At 63.1% G+C, this 24879-nt stretch carries 19 protein-coding genes; 3 read left to right on the forward strand and 16 right to left on the reverse strand.

From position 1 onward, the window contains the following. Nucleotide 1: 1 nt before the first annotated feature. The 11 genes from NKJ32_RS17025 to bglB form a co-directional block, all read right to left on the reverse strand. Nucleotides 2-643, reverse strand: a complete 642-nt coding sequence (locus tag NKJ32_RS17025; RefSeq protein WP_352622879.1) for a response regulator transcription factor — start codon at nucleotides 641-643, stop codon at nucleotides 2-4. Next, entirely contained in the window at nucleotides 643-3477 is a 2835-nt protein-coding gene (locus NKJ32_RS17030) for a sensor histidine kinase (protein WP_352592675.1), read from the reverse strand. The genes NKJ32_RS17025 and NKJ32_RS17030 overlap by 1 nt, the downstream gene beginning before the upstream one ends. Nucleotides 3478-3851: 374 nt before the next feature. Further along, nucleotides 3852-6980, reverse strand: a complete 3129-nt coding sequence (locus tag NKJ32_RS17035; RefSeq protein ID WP_352592487.1) for a PAS domain-containing protein — start codon at nucleotides 6978-6980, stop codon at nucleotides 3852-3854. 405 nt (nucleotides 6981-7385) lie between these two features. After that, the gene (locus NKJ32_RS17040) at nucleotides 7386-7982 is read right to left on the reverse strand and encodes an MFS transporter (RefSeq protein WP_352828126.1); all 597 of its coding nucleotides are present in this window, start codon (nucleotides 7980-7982) and stop codon (nucleotides 7386-7388) included. A gap of 248 nt (nucleotides 7983-8230) precedes the next feature. Continuing rightward, on the reverse strand, nucleotides 8231-9319 hold the full coding sequence (locus tag NKJ32_RS17045) for an ABC transporter ATP-binding protein (protein ID WP_352592481.1): 1089 nt from the start codon (nucleotides 9317-9319) through the stop codon (nucleotides 8231-8233). A 7-nt stretch (nucleotides 9320-9326) separates the two neighbouring features. Next, nucleotides 9327-10379: a carbohydrate ABC transporter permease gene (locus NKJ32_RS17050; protein WP_023674192.1), complete on the reverse strand. Its 1053-nt coding sequence runs from the start codon at nucleotides 10377-10379 to the stop codon at nucleotides 9327-9329. After that, the gene (locus NKJ32_RS17055) at nucleotides 10376-11398 is read right to left on the reverse strand and encodes a carbohydrate ABC transporter permease (protein WP_502896943.1); all 1023 of its coding nucleotides are present in this window, start codon (nucleotides 11396-11398) and stop codon (nucleotides 10376-10378) included. Before NKJ32_RS17055 ends, NKJ32_RS17050 begins: the two co-directional genes overlap by 4 nt. Continuing rightward, the gene (locus NKJ32_RS17060; RefSeq protein WP_352786834.1) at nucleotides 11395-12663 is read right to left on the reverse strand and encodes an ABC transporter substrate-binding protein; all 1269 of its coding nucleotides are present in this window, start codon (nucleotides 12661-12663) and stop codon (nucleotides 11395-11397) included. The genes NKJ32_RS17055 and NKJ32_RS17060 overlap by 4 nt, the downstream gene beginning before the upstream one ends. An 89-nt stretch (nucleotides 12664-12752) precedes the next feature. After that, entirely contained in the window at nucleotides 12753-15272 is a 2520-nt protein-coding gene (locus NKJ32_RS17065; protein WP_502896944.1) for a hypothetical protein, read from the reverse strand. Next, entirely contained in the window at nucleotides 15269-16102 is an 834-nt protein-coding gene (gene kduI / locus NKJ32_RS17070; RefSeq protein ID WP_051406061.1) for a 5-dehydro-4-deoxy-D-glucuronate isomerase, read from the reverse strand. Before kduI ends, NKJ32_RS17065 begins: the two co-directional genes overlap by 4 nt. Beyond that, a complete protein-coding gene (gene bglB, locus NKJ32_RS17075; protein ID WP_352592475.1) occupies nucleotides 16099-17199 on the reverse strand; it encodes a beta-galactosidase BglB in 1101 nt (366 codons plus the stop codon). The genes kduI and bglB overlap by 4 nt, the downstream gene beginning before the upstream one ends. Nucleotides 17200-17310: 111 nt before the next feature. Between bglB and NKJ32_RS17080 the strand changes: the two genes are divergently transcribed. After that, nucleotides 17311-18378 carry a LacI family DNA-binding transcriptional regulator gene (locus NKJ32_RS17080; protein WP_352828129.1) on the forward strand — a complete coding sequence of 356 codons (1068 nt, stop codon included), beginning with the start codon at nucleotides 17311-17313 and terminating at the stop codon, nucleotides 18376-18378. Here the strand turns inward: NKJ32_RS17080 and NKJ32_RS17085 are convergent. Together NKJ32_RS17085 and NKJ32_RS17090 are read right to left on the reverse strand one after the other, a co-directional pair. Further along, complete coding sequence (locus NKJ32_RS17085; RefSeq protein ID WP_023674185.1) at nucleotides 18363-18845, reverse strand: flavin reductase family protein; 483 nt, start codon at nucleotides 18843-18845, stop codon at nucleotides 18363-18365. The two genes, NKJ32_RS17080 and NKJ32_RS17085, sit on opposite strands and share 16 nt — an antisense overlap. Next, entirely contained in the window at nucleotides 18845-20002 is a 1158-nt protein-coding gene (locus tag NKJ32_RS17090; RefSeq protein WP_352592472.1) for an LLM class flavin-dependent oxidoreductase, read from the reverse strand. Before NKJ32_RS17090 ends, NKJ32_RS17085 begins: the two co-directional genes overlap by 1 nt. Nucleotides 20003-20227: 225 nt before the next feature. On the opposite strand from NKJ32_RS17090, the gene NKJ32_RS17095 reads away from it, so the two are divergent. Continuing rightward, complete coding sequence (locus tag NKJ32_RS17095; protein ID WP_352592469.1) at nucleotides 20228-20884, forward strand: GntR family transcriptional regulator; 657 nt, start codon at nucleotides 20228-20230, stop codon at nucleotides 20882-20884. Between the two features lie 60 nt (nucleotides 20885-20944). Beyond that, on the forward strand, nucleotides 20945-22018 hold the full coding sequence (locus NKJ32_RS17100) for a Gfo/Idh/MocA family protein (RefSeq protein ID WP_502896945.1): 1074 nt from the start codon (nucleotides 20945-20947) through the stop codon (nucleotides 22016-22018). A gap of 28 nt (nucleotides 22019-22046) precedes the next feature. Here NKJ32_RS17100 and NKJ32_RS17105 read toward each other — a convergent pair whose 3' ends face one another. Genes NKJ32_RS17105 through NKJ32_RS17115 form a run of 3 tightly spaced genes read right to left on the reverse strand, consistent with a single transcriptional unit; the run spans nucleotide 22047 to nucleotide 24870 of the window. Then, complete coding sequence (locus NKJ32_RS17105; protein WP_352592463.1) at nucleotides 22047-23105, reverse strand: ABC transporter ATP-binding protein; 1059 nt, start codon at nucleotides 23103-23105, stop codon at nucleotides 22047-22049. Between the two features lie 40 nt (nucleotides 23106-23145). Then, nucleotides 23146-23967 carry a carbohydrate ABC transporter permease gene (locus NKJ32_RS17110; protein ID WP_023674179.1) on the reverse strand — a complete coding sequence of 274 codons (822 nt, stop codon included), beginning with the start codon at nucleotides 23965-23967 and terminating at the stop codon, nucleotides 23146-23148. After that, on the reverse strand, nucleotides 23968-24870 hold the full coding sequence (locus tag NKJ32_RS17115; protein WP_352592669.1) for a carbohydrate ABC transporter permease: 903 nt from the start codon (nucleotides 24868-24870) through the stop codon (nucleotides 23968-23970). It lies immediately after the preceding gene. Nucleotides 24871-24879: the final 9 nt, after the last annotated feature.

The following is a 24879-nucleotide window of genomic DNA, read 5'->3' on the forward strand; positions in this document are numbered from 1 at the left end:
CTCAGTTACCCCCTGCCCGGCGCGAGTGCGTGATCGGTATTCCCAATCGCTCGGCGATGCGCACTAGGTCGGCGAGCGACGCCGCGACCATCTTCTGCATGACGTTCCTTCTATGAATTTCCAGCGTAACTTCGCTGATCCCCAGTTCAGCGGCGGCCTGCTTGTTGAGCAAGCCGCTGACCACCAGCGGTAGCACCTCACGTTCGCGCGGCGTCAGCTCGAGATAACGTTGCTTCAACACACCCAGCTCGGCGCGCTCCGATCGCTGTACCCGATCCTGGGCAATCGCCGCATGGATTGCGGCCATGAGGTCTGCATCGCTGAAGGGCTTGGTCAGGAAATCCACGGCGCCGTGCTTGATCGCACGCACCGAGGACGGGATATCGCCATGTCCCGTCAGGAAAACGATCGGCGGATGATCGCCCTCGGCAATCTGCCGCTGCAGATCGAGGCCGTTAATATCCGGCAACTCGATATCGAGGATGAGGCAGGCAGGGACGTCCGGCTTGTCAGCGCGGATATAATCGCCCGCCGATCCGAACGCTACGGCACGCATGCCATGTGCGGCCAGCAGCTCACTGAGCGCCTCCCGGATGCGTTCATCGTCATCTACGATGAAGACAATTTGGCCGTCCGTCGTCATCACGCCGCTTTCGCTTCAATCGGCAACGTGAAGATAAACGTCGCTCCACGTGGTTCGTTCTTCTCGACCCATAAACGCCCGCTGTGCGACTCGATGATCGAACGGCAGATCGCCAGTCCCATGCCCATCCCTTGCTCTTTCGTGGTAAAGAACGGTTCGAATATCCGGTCGGGAAACTCGACGCCCCGGCCGCGATCTCTGACTTCGGTCCGGACAACATCCCCGATATGGCGCACGCGGATGCTGATAACTCCGTCATCCGCACCAGAGTCCATCGCCTCCATGCCGTTGCGGATGAGATTGACCAGAACCTGCTGGATTTGGACGCGATCGAACGCGACTAGCGGAATGTCGCTTCCGACATCAACGCTGATGCGAACGCCCCGCCGCATCGCTTCCTCGGTCACGAGGTCGCGTGCCTCTGCGATGACACTGCTGAGCGTCGCATTGGTCCTCGTCTCGGTGGATTGCTTGAACAGCGCGCGAATGCGGCCGACGACGTCCGCCGCCGAATTGGCGTCCCGGATTATGCGCTCGGCCGTAATCTTCGCGCGTTCGACGTTCGGAGGGGCGGCGGACAGCCAACGGTGGCATGCATGGGAATTGGCGACGATCGCGGCCAGCGGCTGATTCACCTCGTGCGCGATCGAAGCGGAAAGCTCGGCGAGACTTGCAGCCTGAGTGGCTTGCGCGAGTTTGTCGGAGGCTTGTCGCAGCGCTTCCTGGGCGCGCACCTCTTCGTCGATGTCGAGGGAAACCCCGTACCATTGCACAACCGCGCCGTCTTCATCACGCCGCGGCTCGACCCTGCACTCCGCCCAGCGATAGCCATCTGTTTCGCGCCAGCGAAACCGCATCGCGGAACCGCCGCCTGTTTCGAAACAGCTCAGCAACGTGCGCAGCACCTCGGGAGCATCTTCGGGATGAACCAGTTCTTGCAGCAATTCCTCGATGCGCGGCTCTCCGAGTGTTTCGAAATTGGCGATGACGGCGCGGAAATGGTCCTGGTATCGCTTGTTGAAGTAGACCGGCCCGCCGGTCGGCATCGCGCTCCAAATGCGGACCGGCACAGCGTCGATCATCTGCTGAAGCTGCAATTCGCTCCGCCGCAGCGCCTCTTCGGCTTGCATCTGATCGTCTATGTCGTGACAGAGGCCGTACCACTGCACGATCAGGCCAGCGTGATCGCGCATCGGCTCTGCCCGGCTCGACATCCAGTGATAGACGCCATCGGCGCGGCGCAGGCGATACCTCATGGAGAAGCGCTCGCCGGTAGCAAGGCAGTGACTGAGCGTATCGCCGAATGCTGCTGCGTCGTCCGGATGGACGGTGGCCGCTATCATCGCCGCCAGCCGGCCGATGCCCTGTTTGTCCAAATCCGTTACGTCAAGGCCGAGAAAGTCGACCATTCGCTTGTTGAAAAAGGTCGGCTCGCCGTCCGGCGTCAGGCGCCAAACGTGGCTCGGAACCATGTCGACAAGCTGCGAGAGCTCCCGCTCCCGGTCGCGTAATGCCTCCTGCGCGCGCACCTCATCGTCGATGTCGATGCTGGCCGTGTACCATTGCACGATCGCCCCACTCTGGTTCCGCAGCGGCTCGGCGCGGCCCTCCCTCCAGCGGTAGACACCGTCAGCGCGACGCAGGCGATACCTTATGGGATAGGGTTCGCCGGTGGCGAGGGAGCGGCTGAGCCATTCTCTCATCCTGGGTCCATCGTCGGGATGGACGGCTGCCGCGACTACGGTCGCCAGGCGGCTCGTGCCCGGCTTGTCCCAGCCCGCGATGTCGTTGAGGCCGATATAGTCTGTCGTGCGCTTGCTGAAGAAGGTTGGTTCGCCGTTGGGCGCCATACGGGCGATGTGAGCGGGGATCATTTCGACCAGCAACGAGAGTTCTCGCTCCCGCTCCCGCAAGGTCTCCACACTTTGGCGCAAAGTGAGCACCGCCGCCTGATGCTGCCTGGAAATGGCGGCCACGACGAGCGCCGAAAATGCCGAGATGGCCAGAAAAAGCTGCAGCATGATCTGGTTGTGCTTCTGGGACTCGGGATCGCCGGCAAATTGGCTGGCGCCGGATATCGTGAATACCGCCGTGATCAGAGCGAGAACGGTCAATGCTACGGCGGCGCCTCGGAACTCAAAGCGCACCGCGGCCCAAAGAAGAGGCGGCATGATGATGTAGGCGAAGGGCAGATAGCCGCTCAAGGAAAGGGCGGCGATACCAAGAAAGATCAGCCCCAGGACGCAAGCTTCCATCCATCGCGCTGCCGAGAGCTGCGCCTTGCCGCGCCAGTTCTGGAACACGACCAGCGCCAGTGGCGCTACGATCAGGACTCCCGTCGCGTCTCCGATCCACCACAGCGGCCAAGCCGTCGCAAAGGTTTGCGATTGTATGCCAAACCACGAAAGCGCCGCACTTCCCACCGTCGCGCTTGCAACTGGCGCAACTCCAGCGGCCAGTGCGACGAATGCGAGAACGTCCCGCAACGTTTCCAGCCGAACTGGGCGCTTGCAGGTCTGGTTCACAAGCCATGCGCCGGCCACCGCTTCAAGAGCGTTGCCGGCAAAGATCAGGAAGGCCGCGGGCAGCGGAGTGTGGAACCACAAGAAGTTGCTGAACAGTTCTGCCAGACAGCCCCCCAGCACCCACCACGGCCAGCTATACCTGGAGGCGAAGACAAGCGTAGCGATGAAAAGCCCGCTCGGAGGCCAAATGGAAATCCCTGTTCCAGGTATGATTGCGAGCGACTGGGCGAAGCCGCAGCCCAGGACATAGGCCGTAATAAAAAGCCCCAGATGCAAGAATTGGGGACGGTGCGACCAGACGCGCGACAACCCGCCTCTTTCAAGATCGCTAATCAGGTTGCCGCGAATCAGGCCCGGTTCATTCGTCGCGAAAGGTCGGCCACTTCCCGGTCCGGATCGGTCCAAGTCATGCGTTAACGCGAGCGTTGCGCTGGAATCGGTCTCGCCAAGTAAGTCGGGCGCTGTCGTCATCGGGTGCCCCTGACGGACAAACAAACTCTGGAGATTGTCGGCGCTTCGTGTGGCACTTGCTCTTGATAGCTGGACTGGGCTGACGGACTCACGTCGCCACCCTAATCCCGCCACGCCCCAACCGCACCTCATGGAAATCCATGCATTGCACGGGGCGGCGGCGCCCCTTCACCGAGAGCCGAAAAAACCAAGCGCTTACTGAGCGCCGCCAGTTATTGCGCAGCTTTCGCTTCAACCGGGAGGGTGAAGATGAATGTCGCCCCACGCGGCACGCTATTCTCCGCCCAAAGGCGTCCGCCGTGAGACTCGATGATCGAACGGGAGATCGCGAGCCCCATGCCCATTCCGTTCCCTTTCGTTGTAAAGAACGGCTCGAATATCTTGTTAGGACGTTCGATACCCGGGCCTCGGTCGCGGACCTCGGTCTGGATCGTGTCCTCTATCCGGCGCACGCGCATTCCGAGAACCTTGTCGCCCGCCGTGGTGTCCATCGCCTCCATGCCGTTGCGAATGAGATTGACCAGGACCTGCTGGATCTGGACGCGATCGAACGCAACCAGCGGAAGGTTGCTTTCGACGTCGATGTCCATCCGAACGCGACGCCGCATGGCTTCCTCGGCCATAAGGTCACGTGCTTCGGCAACGACGCTGGGGATCGGTGTGCTGGTTCTCATTTCAAGCGAAGGTCTGAACAAGGCACGGATGCGGCTGACGACATCCGCCGCCGAGTTGGCATCGCGGATGATACGCTCGGCCGTGATCTTCGCGCGCTCGACGTTCGGGGGCTCGGCGGACAGCCAACGGTGGCATGCGTTGGAGTTGGCGACGATGGCGGCCAGCGGCTGGTTCACCTCATGAGCGATGGATGCGGAGAGTTCGGCAAGGCTCGCCGCCTGGCTCGCACGCGCAAGTCTCTCTTGTGCCAGCCGAAGCTCCTCTTGTGTCCGCATCTCATTTTCGATGTCGAGGCAGATAACGTTCCACTGCACGATGGCGCCTTCAGCGTTGCGCATCGGCGCGGCGCGCGTCTCGACCCAGCGATATTCACCATCGAAGCGCCGCAGACGGTGCCGTCGCGCATACGGCTCGCCTGTGGACAGACAATCGGCATATCTCTCTTTGACACCTGTCAGGTCGTCGGGATGAACACCGGCGTCGAGTGTGCCAGCCAGCCGGGACTTTCCCGCTTCGTCCAATTCCTCAAGATTGTATCCGAGGAATTCGCGGAGCTGCTGGCTGCGATATATCGGTTCGCCATCCGGCGCGGCGCAATCGATCATTGCCGGCAGCGTTTCAACTAGCTGCCAGAGAGCCCGTTCTCTCTCGCGCAGCGCCTCTTCGACGCGCAGCTGATCGTCGATGTCGTGCGTAAGGCCGTACCATTGGACGATGCGTCCACCCTGGTCCCGCAGTGGCTCCGCACGGCCCTCCATCCAACGATAAACGCCATCGGCACGGCGCAGGCGATACTTCATGAAGAATCGCTCGCCGGTGGCAAAGCAGCTGTCGAGTGCTTCCCTCAGGCTGGCTGCATCGTCGGGATGGACGACGGTGGCAATGAAGGCCGCCAGCCGGCTCGTGTCCGGCTTTTCCGCGTCCGCTATGTCCAGGCCGAGAAAATCTATCAGGCGCTTGTTGAAGAAGGTCGGCTCACCGTTGGGAGACAGCCGCCAGAGGTAGCTCGGAACCATGTTGACGAGTTGCGAGAGCTCTCGTTCCCGGTCGTGCAACGCGGCTTGCGTGGTCACCAGGTCATGGATGTCGACGCTCACGCCGTACCATTGGAGAATGCTGCCATCTTCGTCGCGCAGCGGCTCGGCGCGAGTCTCGGTCCAGCGATAGCCGCCGTCGGCCCGCCTCTGGCGATATCTCTGAACGTAAGGCACGCCCGTTGCGAATGAATGGCGGATCGCCTGCCGTGCGGTGTCGATATCGTCTGGATGGATCACGCTCAGCGACGGCGAGCCGTCCGGGGCGGTGATGTCGTGGAGCGTGGCCCCGGTTACATCGGTGAACCGTTTGTTGACGTAGGAAGGCGTCCCTTCCCGTGTCGTACTCCAGATCAAAGCGGGCACGGTGTCGATCAGCTGCTGAAGGCGCCGCTCACTTTTGCGCAACGCCGCCTGCGCGCGCACCTCATCGTCGATGTCGAGAGAAACCCCGTACCACTGCACTACCGTTCCGTCGTCATCGCGTCGCGGCTCGACCCTACACTCAGCCCAGCGATAGGTGCCGTCTTTTTCGCGCCAGCGAAACCGCATCGCGGAGCCGCCGCCAGTTTCGAAACACCTCAACAACGTGCGCTGCACCTCGGGCGCATCTTCGGGATGAATCACCTCGTGCAGCAACGTTTCGATGCCCGGCTCGCCGAGCACATCAAAGTTCGCGATAACGGAGCGGAAATGGTCCTGGTATCGCTTGTTGAAGTAGACCGGCCCGCCGGTCGGCATCACACTCCAGATGCGGACCGGCACCGCGTCGATCATGTGCTGAAGTTGCTGCTCGCTCTGCCGCAACGCCGCTTCGGTGTGCATCTGATCGTCTATGTCGTGACAGAGGCCGTACCACTGGACGATGCGGCCAGCGTCATCGCGCATCGGCTCCGCCCGGCTCGACATCCAGCGATAGACGCCATCGGCACGGCGCAGGCGATAGCGCATCGCGAAGCTCGCACCGGTAGCGAAGCAACCACGGAGTGCATCGCCGAATGCTGCCGCGTCGTCCGGATGAACGGCGGCCTGTATCATCACCGCCAGCCGGCTCATGCCCGGTCGGTCCAGATCCGCTACATCGAGGCCGAGAAAGTCGACCATGCGCCCATTGAAGAAGATCGGCTCGCCGTCGGGATCGAGCCGCCAGATGTGACTCGGGACCATGTCCACGAGCTGCGAGAGTTCCCGCTCCCGGTCACGCAATGCTGACTCGGCCCGCTTCTGGTCCTCAATGTCTATTGTCGTGCCGTACCATTGAACGATGCGCCCCTGGCTATCGCGAAATGGTCGTCCTGAGCTTCGAAACCAGCGATAGACGCCATCGGCGCGCCGCAGGCGATGCTCGGTATCATAGGGATCGCCGGTTTCGAGGCAATGCCGCCATCTGGCGGCTACAGGATCATAATCGTCGGGATGGACGGCTCGACGCCAGCCGAACTCATCGTCGTCTTCGGAAGTGTTGAGACCCTCATGCGTGTTGCCGAGGAACGCCAGGGTGTTTGGGCTGAGATAGGTGAATCTTCCGGCGGCATCGGCTGCCCACGCGTGGCCGGGCATGCTCTCGATGATTTGCAGCGCAAGCGTTGCTTCGGGATCGATTTCGCCAAGTGAGTTGGACGCTGCTGTCATTGGCTTCTCCTGTCGGACAAAAAAGCCTGGGGACGGTCAGCGCTTGATATAGCACTTGTTTTCAATATCTGGACAGGCGAACTCACCGCCTAAATCTAGTTCCGCCATGCCTCGGCTGCATCTCATGGAAATCCATGCATTGCGCGGAGATATCGCCGCTACGGGGGGCCCTAACGATGGCCTCGCGCGAGGAGCGACGCGGATCGATGCATCAACACCTACCACTGGGAATACGAGCCGGACAGGTAAGACGCTCGGCTGCCTCTTCGTCGGCTGCAGAGTGAAGCCGGAAAAACCTCTGCATTCGTCATCCCTGTCTCGTCCGGTTAACACGGCTCATGAGATAATCTGGATGGCTCTCCCGACCAATACATCTGTTCCAAAGTATAGGGCGTGGACGCGGTTTTAGTTCTGCGGAGCGGCTTGGCGGCCGAGCAATTGTTTGGCGACAATGAGACAGAATGAGACAGGGCGCAGCGACCGCGAACAGCAGGACGAGGAGAAAGCTTCGTCGAACGAGATCGTGGCGACCTGCTTCTCAAGCGCGCGCTGCAGCAGCGGCAGGGCGGCCTTTGTCGCCGCAGTGCTGTCGACACTGTTCGCCAGAGCGTTCGCAGTTGCTTTCAAGCGCTGGTCTACGGCTGGATCTCCATTGACGAGGTGGGACGCCAGTATCGTCCGGTTGTGGACATTCTGGTGATCAATATACGTTTGCAAGAGGGCTGTGCCGGTCAGACCGCCCACCTGCTTGCCGAAGTTGAATAGCCCGATGCCAAACGGCAGCGCATTGGCGGCAAGGCCCTGCAGCGTAACCAGCGTCAGTGCCACGAACAGAAGGCCGAGGCCGAATCCTCGCAGCAGCAGAGCAAGGGTCAGGTCCGGTGATCCGCTACCGCTCGTCGAAGCGGACAGCAGCCACATCGCGCCTGCGAAGAGCAGAATGCCAAATGGCGCAAGCGTGATCGGGCGCATCCCGGTCCTTTGGATGACGAAGCCGGACAACAGAACCTGATCGGTAGTTCGTACTGAACCTCAGCACAGGTCGTATTATCAGTCAGCCGGATTCAGGCGCGCGAACGTGCCGGCGCGAACCTCCGTATTGCCGAAGACCCTGGCAGCAATGATCGCAGAGGGCGCCCTCTTGAAGCGTTCGGTTGTCTTAACGTTCACCTATTTTGACAAGCGCGCAACGCGTTCGCTGTGCGCAGTTGCGACGGTTCATGAAAAGCAACCCGCTATCTTGCCGCCGGCTAACGCGGTGCGACACGCAGCCCGGCGGCATCGAAGAGATGCATGCGCTCCGGCGGCAGAGCGAGGTTGATCGGCGGCCCTTGCGTTTCAACGCCCTGCTGCTTGAGAACGGCGATAAGTTTGCCGTCGCCGGCAATGGTGGCGTGGACAACGGTTTCCGGTCCCAACGCCTCGGCCAGCGTTACCCGCGCTTCCACCGATCCCTTGCTGCCATTCGAAAGTTGGATGTCGTGTGGCCGGATGCCAAGCGTCGCGTCGTCTCCCGGTTTCAGCGCGACCCCGTCGGCGGCGATCGAGGCCGACAGCCCGCCTGGACCTTCGACACGCACCTCGGCGCCGCTTGCCGAACGCACCTTCACCGGCAGCAGGTTCATCCGCGGCGCGCCGATGAAGCCGGCGACGAACAGGTTGGCCGGCGCGTTGTAGAGATCGAGCGGCCGGCCGACCTGTTCGATCCGCCCCGAGCGCATGACCACGATGCGGTCCGCCAGCGTCATCGCCTCGATCTGGTCATGGGTGACGTAGACCATCGTGGTTGCCAGCCGCCGGTGCAGGCCCGCCAGTTCAGCGCGCATGGTGATGCGCAGTTCGGCATCGAGGTTGGACAGCGGTTCATCGAGCAGAAAGGCGGTCGGATTGCGCACCACCGCACGGCCGATCGCCACGCGCTGCTTCTGGCCGCCCGACAATTGACCGGGCCGGCGGTCTAGATAGGGAGCAATTTCCAGCATGCGCGTCGCTTCCGTGATCCGCGCGTCGATCTCGGCCTTCGGCATACGAATGTTTTCAAGCCCGAAGGCGAGGTTCTGGCGCACGCTCATGTGCGGGTAGAGCGCGTAAGACTGGAACACCATCGCCAGACCGCGTTGCGCGGCCGAAACGTTGGTGACGTCGACCCCGTCGATCTCGACCTTGCCGTCGGTCGGCCGATCGAGCCCGGCAATCAACCGCAGCAGCGTGGACTTGCCGCAACCCGACGGGCCGACGAGGACCAGCATCTCGCCGTCACCGACGTCGAGGTTGATACCGTGCAAGATCTTCATCTTGCCGTAAGCGCGATCAATGTTGGTCAGCGTTATCCGTCCCATGACATCCTCACTTCAGCCCGGTGCCGGCAATGCCGGAAGTGATGTAACGCTGCAGGAAGACGAAGACGAGGACGACGGGGATCATCGTCACCACGGTCATCGCCAGGATGTAGTGCCACTGCACGTTTAGCTGGCCGGCATAGGTGTTGAGGCCGACCTGGAGTGTGTAGAGTTCCTTGCGCGACAGCACCACCAGCGGCCACAGAAAGTCGTTCCAGCGCCAGACGACCGAGAAGATCGCCAGCACGGCGAGCGCCGGTGCTGCAAGCGGCAATACGATGCGCCAGTAGATCTGCCATTCGGAAGCGTTGTCCATGCGCGCCGCATCGAGCAGCTCGTCGGGGATAGTCAGCATATATTGGCGCAGCAGGAAGACGCCGGTTGGCGTCGCCACGGTCGGCAAGATCACGCCCCACAGCGAATCGAGCAGTCCGACGGCGCCCACAACCGAATAGAGCGGCACCAGGATGACCGACAGCGGCACCATCAGCGTACCGACGATCACAAGCATCGTCAGATCGCGACCGCGGAACTTGTATTTCGACAAGGCGAAGGCGGCCATCGAATTGGTGAGCAGCGTGATCAGCGTTGCCATTGCCGTCACAAAAACCGAATTGCGCAGATAGCGCAGGAAGTCGAAATGGACGAAGGGCTCGGTGTAATTCTCCGTCGCGAAGCCGATTTCGCGCACCGGCTGCCGGTCGGCGATGTTGACCTTCACGATATCGTTCGGCGCCTGCGGATCCACCATTTGCGCCACGATGCCGATGCGCCGCACCTCGGCCAGCACCTTGGTCGAACCATCCGGCAACTTCACCCTGTAGAGGGTCAGCGGCTTGTCGTAGCCTTCGACCCTCGCGTGTTGGCTGACATAAGGCATTATGGTCGGCGGGAACTCGGCGAGCTGTGCCGGCGTCTTGAATGACGAACCCACCAGCCAGACGGCCGGGCCGAACATGATGACAACGCCGCCGAGCAGCCACAGCCAGCTCACGATATCCGTCCAGTGCCAGCCGCGACCGCCGCGCCGGCGGGTCAGGAATGTCATCACGCCGCTCATTCGCGGGCTCCTTTCCGCTCACCCCGGCGTCCAACCTGCAGCTGAACCAAGGTGAGCACGACCAGCACCAACCCCATCAGGATCGAAGCCGCCGAAGCCAGCCCCGGGTTGCGCAGCAGGGAGGCGAAGCCGATCTCATAGATGTACTGCGTGATATAGAGGGTCGAGGTTCCCGGCCCTCCACCCGTCAGCACATAGACTTCGTCGAAGATCTGCACAGCGCGGATCAGCGCCAGTACGATGACGACAAGCAGATTCGGCATCAGCAGCGGCAGCGTGATGCGCCAGAACACCCGCGCCGGCTTCGTGCCGTCCATCTCGGCCGCTTCGTAAAGGTCGCGCGGGATCGCCTGCAATCCGGCAAGCAAGATCAGCGTATAGAAGCCCATATGTGCCCAAACCGAAACGCTGACCGCGGCGGTGAAAGCCCAGAAACGGTCTGTCAGCCAATTGTGCGGCTCGCCGCCCAGATCATGGACGATCAGGTTGAGCAGGCCCTGGCGCTGCAGGATCCAACGCCAGATCAGGCCGGTGACGACGGGCGACAGCAGCACCGGAAAGAAGAACACCGCGCGCCAGAAGCTGCGCCCGACGATCTCGCGGTTGAGGATCAACGCTGTCGCCATCGACACGACCGTCATCAGCGCCACCTGCACGACGACGAACAGGCCGGTATTGTGCACGGCCTTCCAGAAGAGATCCTCGTGGCAAGTGGCAGTGTCCAGGTAGTTGCCGCAATCGAGCAGGCGCTGATATTGCTCGAGCCCAACATAGGTTCGGTCCTGCAGGAAGTAGGCCGTTCCCGACGTGGCCGAATAGAAAAAGTTGATGATCATCGGCACCAGGACGAAAATGCCGAAGATCGCCATGTTTGGGGCGAGGAAGAACGCGGCCATGCCGCCGGTGCCCGTCGCTCGCTGCCAGAACTTCAGCGGCACGTTGACGATCGACGCCAGCCACACGACCGGCGCCGCGAGGGCGGCGCCAATCCATGCCTTCAGTGTCGCGGCGGCGGTCACTTCGCCTCGGCAACCTTGTCGGCGATATCCTGGTCGATCCTGCCCCAGGCATCGTCGAGGCTGAGCTCGCCGGCCATCACCTGGCTGACGCGCGTCACCAGCGCGGCGAAGTAAGCGTTGGCCCACTTCCACGGCGGCAGCGCATCGGCCGCCGGCAGGGTTTCACCCGCCGCCTTGACGAACTTGTCGAGCGCCGGACCGACGTTCTTGTCGGCCGAGACCCATTTCAGCCCGCCCTTGTCTACGACGCCCTTGTGCGCGGGCAGAAACAGTGTGCGCTCGCTGAACTCTTTTACCACGTCTTCACGGGCTAGATAATCCATGACCTTGGCGACGTCCTTGGGATTCTTCGTGTATTTGATGGCGACCAGCGCCGCGCCGCCCTTCACGCCCGAACAGCCTGCGGTACCGCAAGGCGAGCCGGTCGCCACCCAGTCGAAACTATCGCCGATCTTGGTCGATAGATTGGCGACCTGCCAGCTGCCCGAATAATAAAACGGGATCTGGGCGTTGATGAAGTCGTCGGCGGCCGCGCGATAGGTCGAGCCTGCCGCCGAAACCCAGGTATCCTTCAGCATCAGGCCCTTGGCGGTCCAGTCGACGAGCCCGCCGACGAAAGCCTTGGTGCCGTCGTCCACTTTCGCCGGCATGCCATCGGGGCCGATATAGTTCGCTCCGAAGGAGACATTCGGGCCCGAAATGCGGTGACCGGAACGGTCGATGGCGAAGGCAGCCGGAAGCTGCTGGCTCTTCGCCACCTCGGCGGCGGCGTTGATCCAGTCGTCCCAGGTCGCCTTGTCACCGGGCAGCGGCACGCCGGCCTGTTCGAACAGCGTCTTGTTGGCGAAGCCGCCGGTGAGCGTGAGCTGGGTCATGAAACCCGGGATGGCGTTGGAGCCGTCGGGGCGCATCCAGTCCAGCGTGTCAGCGAAATTGTCCTCCCAATATTTCGGATCGGCCACCAGTGGCCTGAGATCGAGCCAGTGCTGGGCAAGCTCCTTGATGTTTGTGACGCGGGCGATGTCCGGACCCTGGCCGGCTTCGAGCTGGATGGGCAACTGCTCCTGGATCACCTTGTAGGCGACGTTGTCGAGCGTGACGTGGATGTCGGGATTGTCCTTCATGAAGCGGTTCAGAATGTCCTGGATGACATCGCCCTCGACACCGTCCGAATACCACATGATGCGCACGTCGCCGGCAAACGCGCTGGTCGATGCGAGCAGGCTGACCGATAGCGCGGCCAGCAAAGTGCGGGTCTTATTCATGCTTCGTCTCCTCCTTTAGCGGGGCGGCGCCCCGATGGTTCAAGCCTGCTACGCCCTCCTCCTCTTGAGCGTCGCAGCCGATCTCCTCCCTACTCTCTGTGCTTCATGCGCATCGCCTCACCGCGCACGGTCCAGTTGGCCGGATCGAGTGTACGTCCCTCAGCCACGATCCTTGCGTCGGCGAGGAAATGCACCGTGCCGTATTCCGGATCCTCGACGATCAACTCGCCGTCGGGACCCGACCGCACCGACAGGTCCCCAAAAACGGCAGTCCAGGCGTCGAGGGCCGGCCGATTGGCATTCCGGTCACCGAGGCGAATGATCCATGTCGTCCTGCGTCCCGCCGCCCGCAACTCGTTGCCGGCCGTCGGGCCGGCCACTACCTGCGTGAGCGGAACATCCGTCTTCAGCATGACGAAGGCGTCGCCCGATTGCGCGAACGCCCGATCGCCACCCACTTGCACGGCATCGAAGGCACGTACGGGAAACCAGGCGTGCGTGAAGTCGGGCTGTTCATCCGAGCAGGAGAAGCTGACGACGGCGAGGTCGCGGTATTGGTGAAGGCGGGGCAACGTGCCTGAGCCACCCCAATATGATGGTCTGCCATATCCCGACTGCAGCACTTCGCCGGGGTGGTTGATCCAGATCTGCGCATCCGGATTCTTGCCCAGCCGGGCGTGAATGACGGTCTCCTGATAACCCCATTGGTTCCAGCGGTAGCCAGCGGCGCTGCCCATCGCATGGTCGCGCGTCTTGTAGTGGTAGAGCCGCGCGAAGCGATTTTGTCCCTGCGCAAAAGTCCATTCCCACGCCGTATCGTCGGTGAGGGAAGCAATGGCTGCCAACCCGTCCGGAACGCTCAAATCGTGATCCCGCAGGCAGAGTGCCAGCTGCGGCAGCGCGTGAAAGCGCATGCCGTAGTTGCCCTTGCCCCAAAGCATGCGGCAGATGCCGGATAATTCCAGGGAACACGCGGCGCGCAGCGTGTGCTCATAGGAGCGGCCCTGCGCCCCGGTGAGGATGCCGCGATGCGCCGAGCGGGCGACGAGTTCAAGCAGGCGTATGATTGCCTTGCCGGCACGTTCGGCGATGTCCTTGTCCGGGGCCAGCGCGTAGAGCGCGCACAGGCCCTTGAGGTCGATCGGGAAATAAGGCGCCGAGTTGAACTCGGCCATCTCCCATGCCTCGAAATGGTCGAGCCAGGCGCGTACACGCGCTGCTCCAACCGCGGACTGTTCGCGGCCAAGGCGGCCCGACCGCACGAACCGCACATCAGGCAACAGGCCCCCGGCAATATAGGCGGCGGTGTGGAAGAGCAGCGCGTGGTTCTCGGAGAAGTACCACTGCACATCATTGCCGGGCTCGTCCATCCAGTAGCGATAGCCGAGGATGGCGTTGTCGACGCGCGCGCGCAGGCTCGCTTCCAGCCGATCGCCATAGGCCTTGCGGCACCACAGCAGCGGCACCAGGATGAAGTCGGCGCAATCGTGACAATCCTCGATCGCCGGCAGCGTGCCGGAGATCATGGCGTCGGTCTCGGCGCCCTGCTGTCCGATCGCCAGGCGCGCCAGCGCGCGCACCGTATCGGCCTCGGCGTGACCGGCGACCTCGCGCAGGGCTTCATCTATACGCGCGGTAAGCGTTTCCGGCGCATCGCCCTGACGGCGCGTGTGGCATATCTCGACGCCGAAGACACGCGATACGGCATGGTCTGCGACCGTCAGCGCCACCTTGAAATGGCGAAAGTCGGCCGGCAGCTGCTCGGTATCGGCGATCGGCAGCCGCGTCTGGCCCGCCGGCAGATCGAAGGCGAAGCGCACCGGCGTCTCGATCGACATGAAATCGCCTTCGATCTCGATCTCGACTTGCGCGTCGCGCGGCAGGGCCACCCCGGTGACGAGCGCCACCTCGCCGCCGTCATAGGCGGGACGGTCGAAATGCATGTCGTCAAGGGCTGCTTCTATCGCATCGGCAACGCCGCTCTCGACTTCGATCCGCAGTGCCACCGAAGCAGCCGGACCGGATAGATAATCGAGCTGGAAATAGTAGCGGGCGTCGCGCTCGGCGAGATCGTCGAACCACACGCGAATGTCGTTACGGCCGGCCCGCAGCGCGATCTTGAAGTGCTCGGCACTTTCCAGATTGCGGCCGTAGGGCGCCATCCAGCCGGCTTCCTCGCCATTGGCAAAGAGTGTGGCGCCGCCGCATGTGCGCAGCCGCACCAGCGCCTCGCCAGTCGAGGCAGCCTCGATGGTGGTCTCGGCCCAGGTTCCAAGCACCGTCGGCCGGAACCAGAAGCCCGATAGGTCGATGCGCGGCGAGGCGAAGGGCAGCCAGATGCGCTCGGCGCCGAATTCGGCGCTGACCTGTGGTCGCTTGCCGCGTCGTTCCGCTGCGAACTGCGTGCGGCACGGATATTCGTGGGGAATGAAATTCTTGTGCTTGGTCAGGAAGAAGAAGGGATCCATCTCGCCTTGCATGGGCTGGTCGGCCACGTCGTAGCGTTGCTCGGCGATAGACCCGAGCCGCCAATAGACGATTGGCTGCCCCGCCATGAGCGGCCGGCGCAGCGTAAAATCCGTCCGAACGCTTTGCGCGGCCTCGCTCATCGCAAATCCTTCACGGCAACTGGATCGACATCGGTGTAGGCCTGGTTCTCGCCGGTCATGCCCCAGACGAAGGCATAAGGGCCGGTGCCGGCACCCATATGGATAGACCAGGCAGGCGACAGGACGACGTCGCCGTCAGCGACCATCAGGTGGCGCGTCTTGTCTGGCCGGCCCATCAGATGGATTACACGGTCGGCCTCGGCGAGGTCGAAATAGCAATAAGCTTCCATGCGCCGCTCATGCAGATGCGGCGGCATGGTGTTCCACACACTGCCCGGCGCGAGGTCGGTGATCCCCATCAGCAAGAGGCAGGACGGGGCCACTTCGGGATGGATGTACATACGCAGCGTGCGCCTGTTCGCACGGGCCTCCTCGCCGAGCACAAGCGGCCTGGCTTCGCTGCTGACGATGAGACGGTGCGCAATATCGGCGCCAGCCGGCACCGAGTTCATGTAGAAGCGTGCCGGCCTCTCCGGATCGTCGCTCTCCAGCGTCACCTCACGCGCTCCGCGTCCGACATAGACGATGTCGCGGTTAGCCACGTGAAAGCGCCGGCCGTCCACCGCGACCGTGCCATTGCCGCCGAGATTGGCGATGCCCATCTCGCGCGCGTCAAAGAAGAGCGGGGTGCCGACTTCGGCCCCGTCGCCGAATGCCAGCGGGTTGGCCAGCGGCACCGCGCCACCGACGATCATGCGGTCGACATGGGTGTAGACGAATTCGATCGCGCCAGGCCGGAACAAGCCGTCGACGAGGAACTCGGCCCTCAGCCGGTCCGTGTCCATGCCGGCAATATCGCCCGGCGACGCGCCATAGAGCGTCCGCATCATGCCGCCTCCACCTTCGACTGCAGATGACGCGCCCCTTCGGTCAGGCACAGAATGGCCAGCGCCTGCCCGTAGCCCGTCGGATGGATGGGTATATCGCGATAGAACTGCAGGTCGGCGCCCATGCGTGTGCCATAGGACACGTTCGCCACCACACCTTTGTCATCGATGTTGGCTACCACGGCTTCCAAGGCGCGGAGGCCGGCGGCACGGCACTCTGTCGAGCCGATTCCGAGCCGCGCGGCCTTCATCAACCCGTAGCCGAAGCCGGCCGTGGCGGAAATCTCCTCGTAAGATGTCGGGTCGTCGAGCAGAGTGTGCCATGCGCCCGAACCTGCCTGCACCTCGAGCAGGGCGTTGATCTGCGTGTCCAGCACGCCGAGCAGATAGGCCCGGACCGAAGGTGCAATTTCGGCGAACTCCACCAGTTCCAGGATGCCGACGGTAATCCAGGCATTGCCTCTCGCCCAACGCGCGCGGGCGAAATTGTGCCGTCCCGCGAACGTCCAGCCGTGAAACCACAGCCCTGATGCCGGGTCAGCGAGATAACGGGCGTGGACCAGGAATTGCCTTTCTGCTTCCTCGACGAAGCGACGCTGGCCGGCAGCCTGGCCGTAGGATGCGAGGAACAGCGCCACCATGAACAGCGTGTCGTCCCACAATTCGTCGTCGTTGACCCGGTCCGAAACATCATGCTGGAAACCGCCTTCGGGCGTCCGTGGCAAGGCGGTGGCCACCCGCTCGGCCCATTCGCGCAGCACCGGCTCGAAGCGCGGCTGGCGCCGGCGCCGCCACAATTCGCTTAGCGCCAAAAGGGGCGCGGTGGTGTTGACGTTCATCGCAGGGAGACCGGCAGCGATGCGTCGGTCGTACCAGGCCTCGATCGTCTGCAGCAGCCGATCGTCGCCGGTCTGCGCCCACAGCCGAATCAGCCCGTAGAGCCCGACGCCTTGCGGCCATTCCCAGCTGTCGAAGCTGACATAGTCGCCCGGCGTGCCGTCGAGATTCGGCTCATGGAACCGCCCGTCATGACGCAAGCCGGTCATGCCGGCCACAAGGCTGGCAAGCACGGAATTCAGGCGTTCGGCCGATAGCGGCATCACTCCTCCCGTTTCTCCCGCTTCATCGGAACTGTTTCACAGCCATTTTTCTTGCGCAATCTGAAAATTTTTTGCATTAATCGGATGACTTTGCCGGAGGTGACGGAGCGGATGAATATCCAGGGCAAGCGCGGCCGCCCCAGCCGCCGCATTCGACTTGAAGAGATAGCGGCGCGTTGCGGCGTGTCGGTCAGCACCGCCTCCCGTGCGCTGAGCGGCGTCGGCGGCGTGAGGGACGAGCTTCGCACCAGGATCATCGAAACGGCGAAGTCGATGAACTATGCCATTCCCGCCTCGGTTGCCGGCCGCAAGGTCATCCTGGCCGCAAGGAGCGTGGCAATGGTGGACAGTGCCCGCAATCAGTTCACCTACCATGTCCTTGATGGACTCAACGAGCGCGCCCGGTTGCTGGGCGTCGAACTCGTGACCCGGCCGGTTTCGGCGCCCGAGGACGAAATCGCGCTGCTGCGTGAATCCGAGCGCGACGACAGCGTCGCCGGCTGCCTGTTTCTGACGCTGGACGATGACGATGTGCTGACGCTGACAGCCGGATTCGCCAAGCCGATCGTGCTCGTCAACGGCGACGATCCCTCGATGCGCCATTCGAGCGTGACGCCCTGCAATCGCTCTGCCGCCATGCTTGCGGCGCAGCATCTGATCGGCCTCGGCCACCGCCGCATCCTGTTCCTGATGCGGCGTGGCCGGCGCACGATCGAGCGGCGCTACGAAGGTTGGCGCGACGCGCTGATCACAGCCGGAATTGCCGGCTTCGACGACTTCGTGGTTGAGGTGCAGGACTGGCTGCCGGAACTTGCGAGCAGGGCCGTGACCGAGCGCATCGCGGCCCGTGGCCTCGATTTCACCGCCGTGCTGACGGCCGGCGACAGCTTGGCGTTTGGTGCCATCGCCGGCGTCCAGGAGGCCGGATATTCGGTGCCTGGCGATGTGTCCGTGGTCGGTATGGACGACTTGCCGCTCGCTGCCTTCTGCAACCCGCCGCTGACGGCGATGCACATTCCCATGCGCGAGATCGGATCGGCGGCGCTTAGCCTGCTGCTCGACGATATGGCCCATTCGGGGTCGCCGCCGCGTCGCGTCGAACTTGCCTGCAATCTCGTGGTGCGCCAGTCGACGGCACCAGCCCGAAGCGGCGCCGGCGGTCATCAACTGGCCTCTTGAGCGCGCGACTTGCCGCCAGCAAAGAGCAGCGGCAAACCCTCTTGCGTCTGCAGTTCAAGGACACGTCCAAGCAGGATCATATGGTCGCCAGCCGGGAAGCGGTCGGCGACGCTGCATTCGAACCGCGCCAGTGCGCGCGGCAGCAATGGCACGCCGTGCTCGCTCCACGACAGGTCAAGATCGGCAAAGTCCGTCCCCGACTTCGAAAAACGCCAGCACAGATCGATTTGATCTTCCGCCAGCACGTGAATGGCGTAGTGCGCGGAATTGGCGAAGGCTTCGAACCGGCGCGAGTGGCGGCCGATAGACCAGAGCACCAGCGGCGGATCGAGCGACACGGATGAGAAGCTGTTGGCAGTGATTGCGACCGGGCCGTCGGCCGTGCCGGTGGTGACGACCGTGACGCCGGTGGCGAAGCGCCCGAAGGCATTGCGCAAAAGGCGTGGATCGCACACGACATGCTCCATCAGCGACGCTCCCCCGTTCCCAATGGTGTCGCCGGGGTCCGTTCCGGCACACGGCCATAGGCGTGCGGGAGCGAGCATGTCTTGAGCTGGGGCAGCACCTTGGTGCCGAAATGACGCGCCTCGTGGAGATGCGGGTAGCCGGAAAAGATGAAGGCGCGGATCCCCATCTTCATATACGTCTCGATTTCCGACAGAACCTGATCGGCCGAGCCCACGAGCGCCGCGCCGCAACCAGAGCGCGCCCGCCCGACGCCCGTCCACAGATGCGGCTCGACATAGCCTTCGGCATCGGCGATCTGGCGGTTCCTGGCTTGGTGCGATACGCCGAGCGATCGGGCGTCGAGCGCGCGCTCGCGGATCGCCCTGCCCTGCTCGTCGTCCAGCTTCGAAACCAGCTCCCGGGCATATTCCTTTGCCTCGGCCTCGGTATCGCGCACGATCATGTGGACGCGCAGGCCGTAGTCGAGCGTCCGCCCATGGCGCTCGGCGCGTTCGTGGACGGCCTTCATGCGGCCGGCAAGTTCCTCCCTGGTTTCCGGCCACATCAGGTAGACATCGCACTGTTCGGCGCAAAGCTCGAGCGCGTCGGGCGAATAACCGCCGAAATAGAGCAGCGGGCCGCCATTTTGCTGATAGGGCTTCGCTGGCGCCGTCGAGAGTCCTTTGTAGCGATAGACCTCGCCCTCGAAATCGATGCTGTCCCTGGTCCAGGCCTGGCGCAGGATCTGCACAACCTCGCGCGAACGCTGATAACGGTAGGCGCTGTCGGCCGTCTCGCCCGGAAAGTCAGACGAAATGATGTTCACCGTCAGCCGGCCTTCCAGCATGTGATCCAGCGTCGCAATCGTGCGCGCCAGCATGATCGGCTGCATCTCGCCGCAGCGCACAGCGGCGAGCAGATTGATCTTCGAGGTGATCGGCGCGCAGCCGGCTACGAAGCTCAGCGTGTCTTGGCCGACCTGATAGGACGACGGACACAAGATGTTGCGGAAACCTAGTTCCTCGGACGTCTTCACGATCTCGGAGCAATGCGCCCAGCTCGAGCGCAACGCGCCGTGCGGCACACCGAGATAGCGATAGTCGTCCGAGCAGAGTGCGGCGAACCACGAGACTTCGGCTGCATCGAGATCCGGCGAGGTGATTGGGACGATGCTCATTGCCACTCTTCAAAAAAGAAGCCCGGGCCATTCTTCAAAGAGGTCCGGAGCTGCGAATAGGGCTTGCTTAGCATTCGTTTTGGTGTAGATCAATACTGGATCAATTTGAGCCAAACCCGAAACCGGGATGCGATTGGACACCGGATGCATTTGACAAGGGCGGACCCCGGCCACCGATCCAGCCAGATGCGCGGGCCCTTGCCTGTGCACTTGCAGACCAGCGAAATGCTGATCCGCGAAATCGCGGCCGGACGGCTGGCCGACGGGGCGCGGCTGCCGCCCGAGCGCGAGATGGCCGCGAGCCTCGGGATTGCCGTCGGCACGCTCAGGCGGGCGCTGGCAGATTTGACCGAAAAGGGCCTTCTCGACCGCATCCAGGGCTCGGGTAACTATGTGCGGGCGCGCGGCGACCTGCTCGGGGTCTATGCTTTCTTTCGCCTGGAGCGTATCGGCGGCGGCGGCCTGCCGAGCGCCGACGTGCTGTCCGTCGAGCGACTGCGCAAGCCCGCCGACATGCCGCAATTCGGCAGCGCCGGCGAAGCCCACCGTATACGCCGGCTGCGGCGGCTCGACGGCGAGCCGGCCGCGGTCGAGGAGATCTGGCTGGACGTCAGCCGCGCCGAGCGGCTCAAGCGCGAGGATTTGTCGGAATCCCTCTATCTCCACTACCGGCTCGCGCTCGGCTTTTCGATCGTTCGCGCCGAAGACCATGTTGCCGTCGCACCCGCGCCGGACTGGGCCCCGCTCGAATTCAGGCCACCGCCGGGGACGGTCGTGGGGTTCATAGAACGTATCGCCTGGGCTGGCGACGGCGCCAGCGCGGAATATTCCCGCAGCTGGTTCGATCCGGGCGCGGCGCGGTACGTCACGCGTTTCAGATAGGCCGGAGGAAGACGCAGCGTGACCAGATCATCGATCGGCTACGGCATCATCGGCTGCGGCATGATGGGCCGCGAGCATATCCGCAATATCGCTCTGTTGCCCGACGCGCATGTGGCCGCGATCGTCGAGCCGGACCCCGGCATGTTGGCGGCGTCGCTGGCGACGGCGTCGGGCGCGCGATCGGCGGCATCGATCGCCGAACTGCTGGCCATGGATGAGGTGGACTGCGTCTTGATCGCCAGCCCCAACCACCAGCACCTCGGTCAGATGGAGCAGATCGCCGCGCTTCGACCACTGCCGGTACTGGTGGAAAAGCCGCTCTTCACCGAGGGCGCCGACGAGGGGCTGATCGCGGCGTTGAAAGCTCGGCTTCCGCTCGTCTGGGTGGCTATGGAATATCGCTATATGCCCCCCGTCGCCCTATTCGTCGAGCAGGCGCGCCACGCCACCGGCGGCATCCGCATGCTGACGATCCGCGAGCACCGCTTCCCGTTTCTGGCCAAGGTCGGCGACTGGAACCGCTTCAACCGCAACACCGGCGGCACGTTCGTCGAGAAGTGCTGCCACTTCTTCGACCTGATGCGGCTGATCCTCGGATCGGACCCCGTCCGCGTGATGGCGAGCGCTGGACAGGCCGTAAACCATCTCGACGAACGCTATGGCGGTGAGAGGCCGGATATCCTTGACCATGGCTATGTGCTGGTTGATTTCGCGAGCGGCGCGCGCGCCATGCTGGAACTGTGCATGTTTGCCGAGGGCAGCCGCTACCAGGAGGAACTCTGCGCTGTCGGCGGCGACGGAAAGATCGAATGTCTGGTGCCCGGACCAGGCCGTTTCTGGCCGACCCACCTTGGCCCTGCGCCAGTGCCCCAGTTGATCGTTAGTCCGCGCAATCCGCCTGGACCACGACTGCTGGAGATTCCCGTCGACCCCCGGCTGCTCGAGGCAGGCGACCATAACGGTTCGACCTATTTCGAGCACGCCCGCTTCACCGCTGCGGTGCGCGGACAAGGCAAGGTGGAAGTGACCTTGCAAGACGGCTGGTGGGCCGTCGTCATGGGTGTTGCCGCCCAGAGATCGGCCCGCGAAGGCCGCGCCATCGAACTCGCCGGTGAATTCGCGTTGCCGACCTAGGCCGACGACGCATTACCGGACCACCGAGTCAGATGCGCCGACCGGTTGCTGCGTCGAACAGATGCGCACATGCGCGGTCGATCTCGATCCGCACCCCTTCGCCTTGCTTGAGCGCAAGCCTTTCTCGGAAGAGGCAGGAGATTTCTTCACCGGAGCAGTCGACGCTGGCGAAGATTTCCGAGCCTGTCGCCTCGAGAAGCGTGATCGTGCCCGGCACGCCCTGCCCGGTTGCCCGGATATGTTCCGGGCGAATGCCGTAGACGAGTTCGCGTCCTGCGGTATCCGCCGGCTGGGCGCCTTCCGGCAACGGCAGGACCAACCCGCCGGCGCTGCGGAACACGCCCTCCTCGATGCGGCCGGCGATGAAGTTCATGGCGGGCGAGCCGATGAAACCGGCAACGAAGAGGTTGGCCGGATGGTCGTAGAGGTCCAGCGGCGCGCCGATCTGCTCGACCAGGCCGTCATGCAGCACGACGATCTTGTCGGCCATCGTCATGGCCTCGATCTGGTCGTGCGTGACATAGATCGTCGTGGTACCCAGCCGCTGGTGCAGGGCCTTGATCTCGCCGCGCATCTGGACGCGCAATTTGGCATCGAGGTTGGAGAGCGGCTCGTCGAACAGGAAGACCTGTGGGTCGCGTACGATCGCGCGGCCCATGGCGACGCGCTGGCGCTGGCCGCCCGAAAGCTGGCGCGGATAGCGGTCAAGCAGCTTTTCCAGGCCGAGGATGCCGGCTGCCTTCCGGACCCGGCCAACGGTGTCGGCCGGATCGGCTCTCTTGATCTTGAGGGCAAAGCCCATATTGTCGGCCACAGTCATATGCGGATAGAGCGCATAATTCTGGAACACCATGGCGATGTTCCTGTCCCGTGCCCGCAGATTGTTGACCATACGCTCGCCGATGGCGATCTTCCCGCCGGAGATCGTCTCAAGGCCTGCGATCATGCGCAGCAGCGTCGATTTTCCGCATCCCGACGGGCCGACCAGGATGACGAATTCGCCGTCGGCGATGTCGACGCTGACGTCGTGAATGATCTTGGTGGCCCCGAAGGCCTTCTGCACGTTGTTGATTGTTACCGATGCCATTGGATCTTTCCTGGAAAAAGAGTGATGTCAGGACGCGCCCTCAGCCGCCCTTGACGGCGCCGGCGGTCAGCCCCGCGACGATCTGCCTTTGCGCGAACATGGTCAGGATCAGCACCGGCAACGTCACCACCAGCGCCGCCGCGGCGAGCGGCCCCCAGCTGACCTGCTCGTAGGACAGCATGTTGTAGACGGCGACCGGGAGTGTGCGCGTCTCACGGCTGGCGAGCACCACGCCGAAGACGAAATTGTTCCACGAGAAGATCACGGACAGGATGAAGGCGACGACGATGCCCGGCTTGGCGATGGGCAGGGCAACCAGCCGGAAAACCTGCCAGGAGCTGGCGCCGTCGATGTTGGCCGCCTCTTCCAGTTCCATCGGCGTGGTCTCGAAATAGCCGATCATCACCCACACCACGATCGGCACCGTCACCACCAGATGGATGATGATCTGCGGCCACAGCGTGCCGAGTATCCCGATCCATTGGAACAGCAGAAACAGCGGGATGAGATAGGATAGCCCAGGCGTCATGCGGGCGATCATGATGACGACCGCCGATCGTTCAGCCTTGAGCCGTGCGATGCCATAGCCGGCCGGTACGCCGATCAGCAGCGCCAGCAAGGTCGCCGTGCCGGTCACCAGAACCGAATTCCAGAGATAGAGCAGGAAATTGTTCTCCTCGAACACCTTTACATAGTTCGACCAGGCGAAGCGTTCGGGGATCAGGATCGGCGGATAGGCACCGTTGTCGATCTCGAATTTCAGCGACAGCGAGATCATCCAGAGGAAGAACAGGATCGCCGGCGAAACGAAAACCAGGGCAGCGAAAAACAGACCGATCTGGTTGAGCAGCCGTGAACTCATCTATTTGCCCTCCGTATCGATCCACTGCGAGCGTTGGCGCAGCATCAGCAGGACAAACGACAGGGCCACGATGACAATGAAGAACACCACGGCCATGGCCGAGCCGTAGCCGATATCGTAGTAGGAGAAGGCGGTGTTGTAGAGATAGATGTTGATGGTCTCCGACGCCGTTCCCGGCCCGCCCTGGGTCATCGCGTAGATGATGTCGAAGCTCTTCAGCGCATCGATGGTGCGGATGATGACCGCGATCATCAGGAACGGCGCGATCATCGGCAGAGTGAGATAGCGGAATTGCTGCCAGGCATTGGCGCCGTCGATCTCGGCGCTTTCGAAGGGCTCGCGCGGCACCGAGGCCAGCCCGCCAAGCACGATCAGCATGACCAGCGGCGTCCACTGCCAGGTCTCGACCCCAACCAGCGACGGGATGACCGTGTTGGCGTTGAATATCCATTCCTGAGCCGGGATGCCGACCAGCGACAGCAGGTAGTTGAGCACGCCAAGCTGAGGATGGAACATCATTGTCCAAACCAGTGCGACGGCAACGGGTGTCGCCATCATCGGCATGACGAAGACGCCGCGTAGCAAGCCGCGCAGCGGAAACCTGGCATCGAAGATCAGGGCGGCCAGAGTGCCCAGCAGCATCGGCGCTGCAACCGAGAGGAAAGTGTAGGTCAACGTATGAACAAGGGATTCCCAGAAACGTGGGTCGCTGGCCAGGCGGAGATAGTTTTCCATCCCGGCAAAGCTCCGCGACTGGCCGAGCGTCCAGCGATTGACGCTCATCCACAGGGTGAAAGCCCAGGGGAAAACGATGACGGCGCCGACGACGACGAGTGCGGGGACAACGAAAGGCCAGTAGTTGGGAGCCAGCCGGATCGTCTGGCTCCCGTCGATAACCGGCATCGTCACCCC

Origin of the sequence: Mesorhizobium sp. M0159 (genome assembly GCF_040322295.1) — a bacterium.
GTDB lineage: Bacteria > Pseudomonadota > Alphaproteobacteria > Rhizobiales > Rhizobiaceae > Mesorhizobium.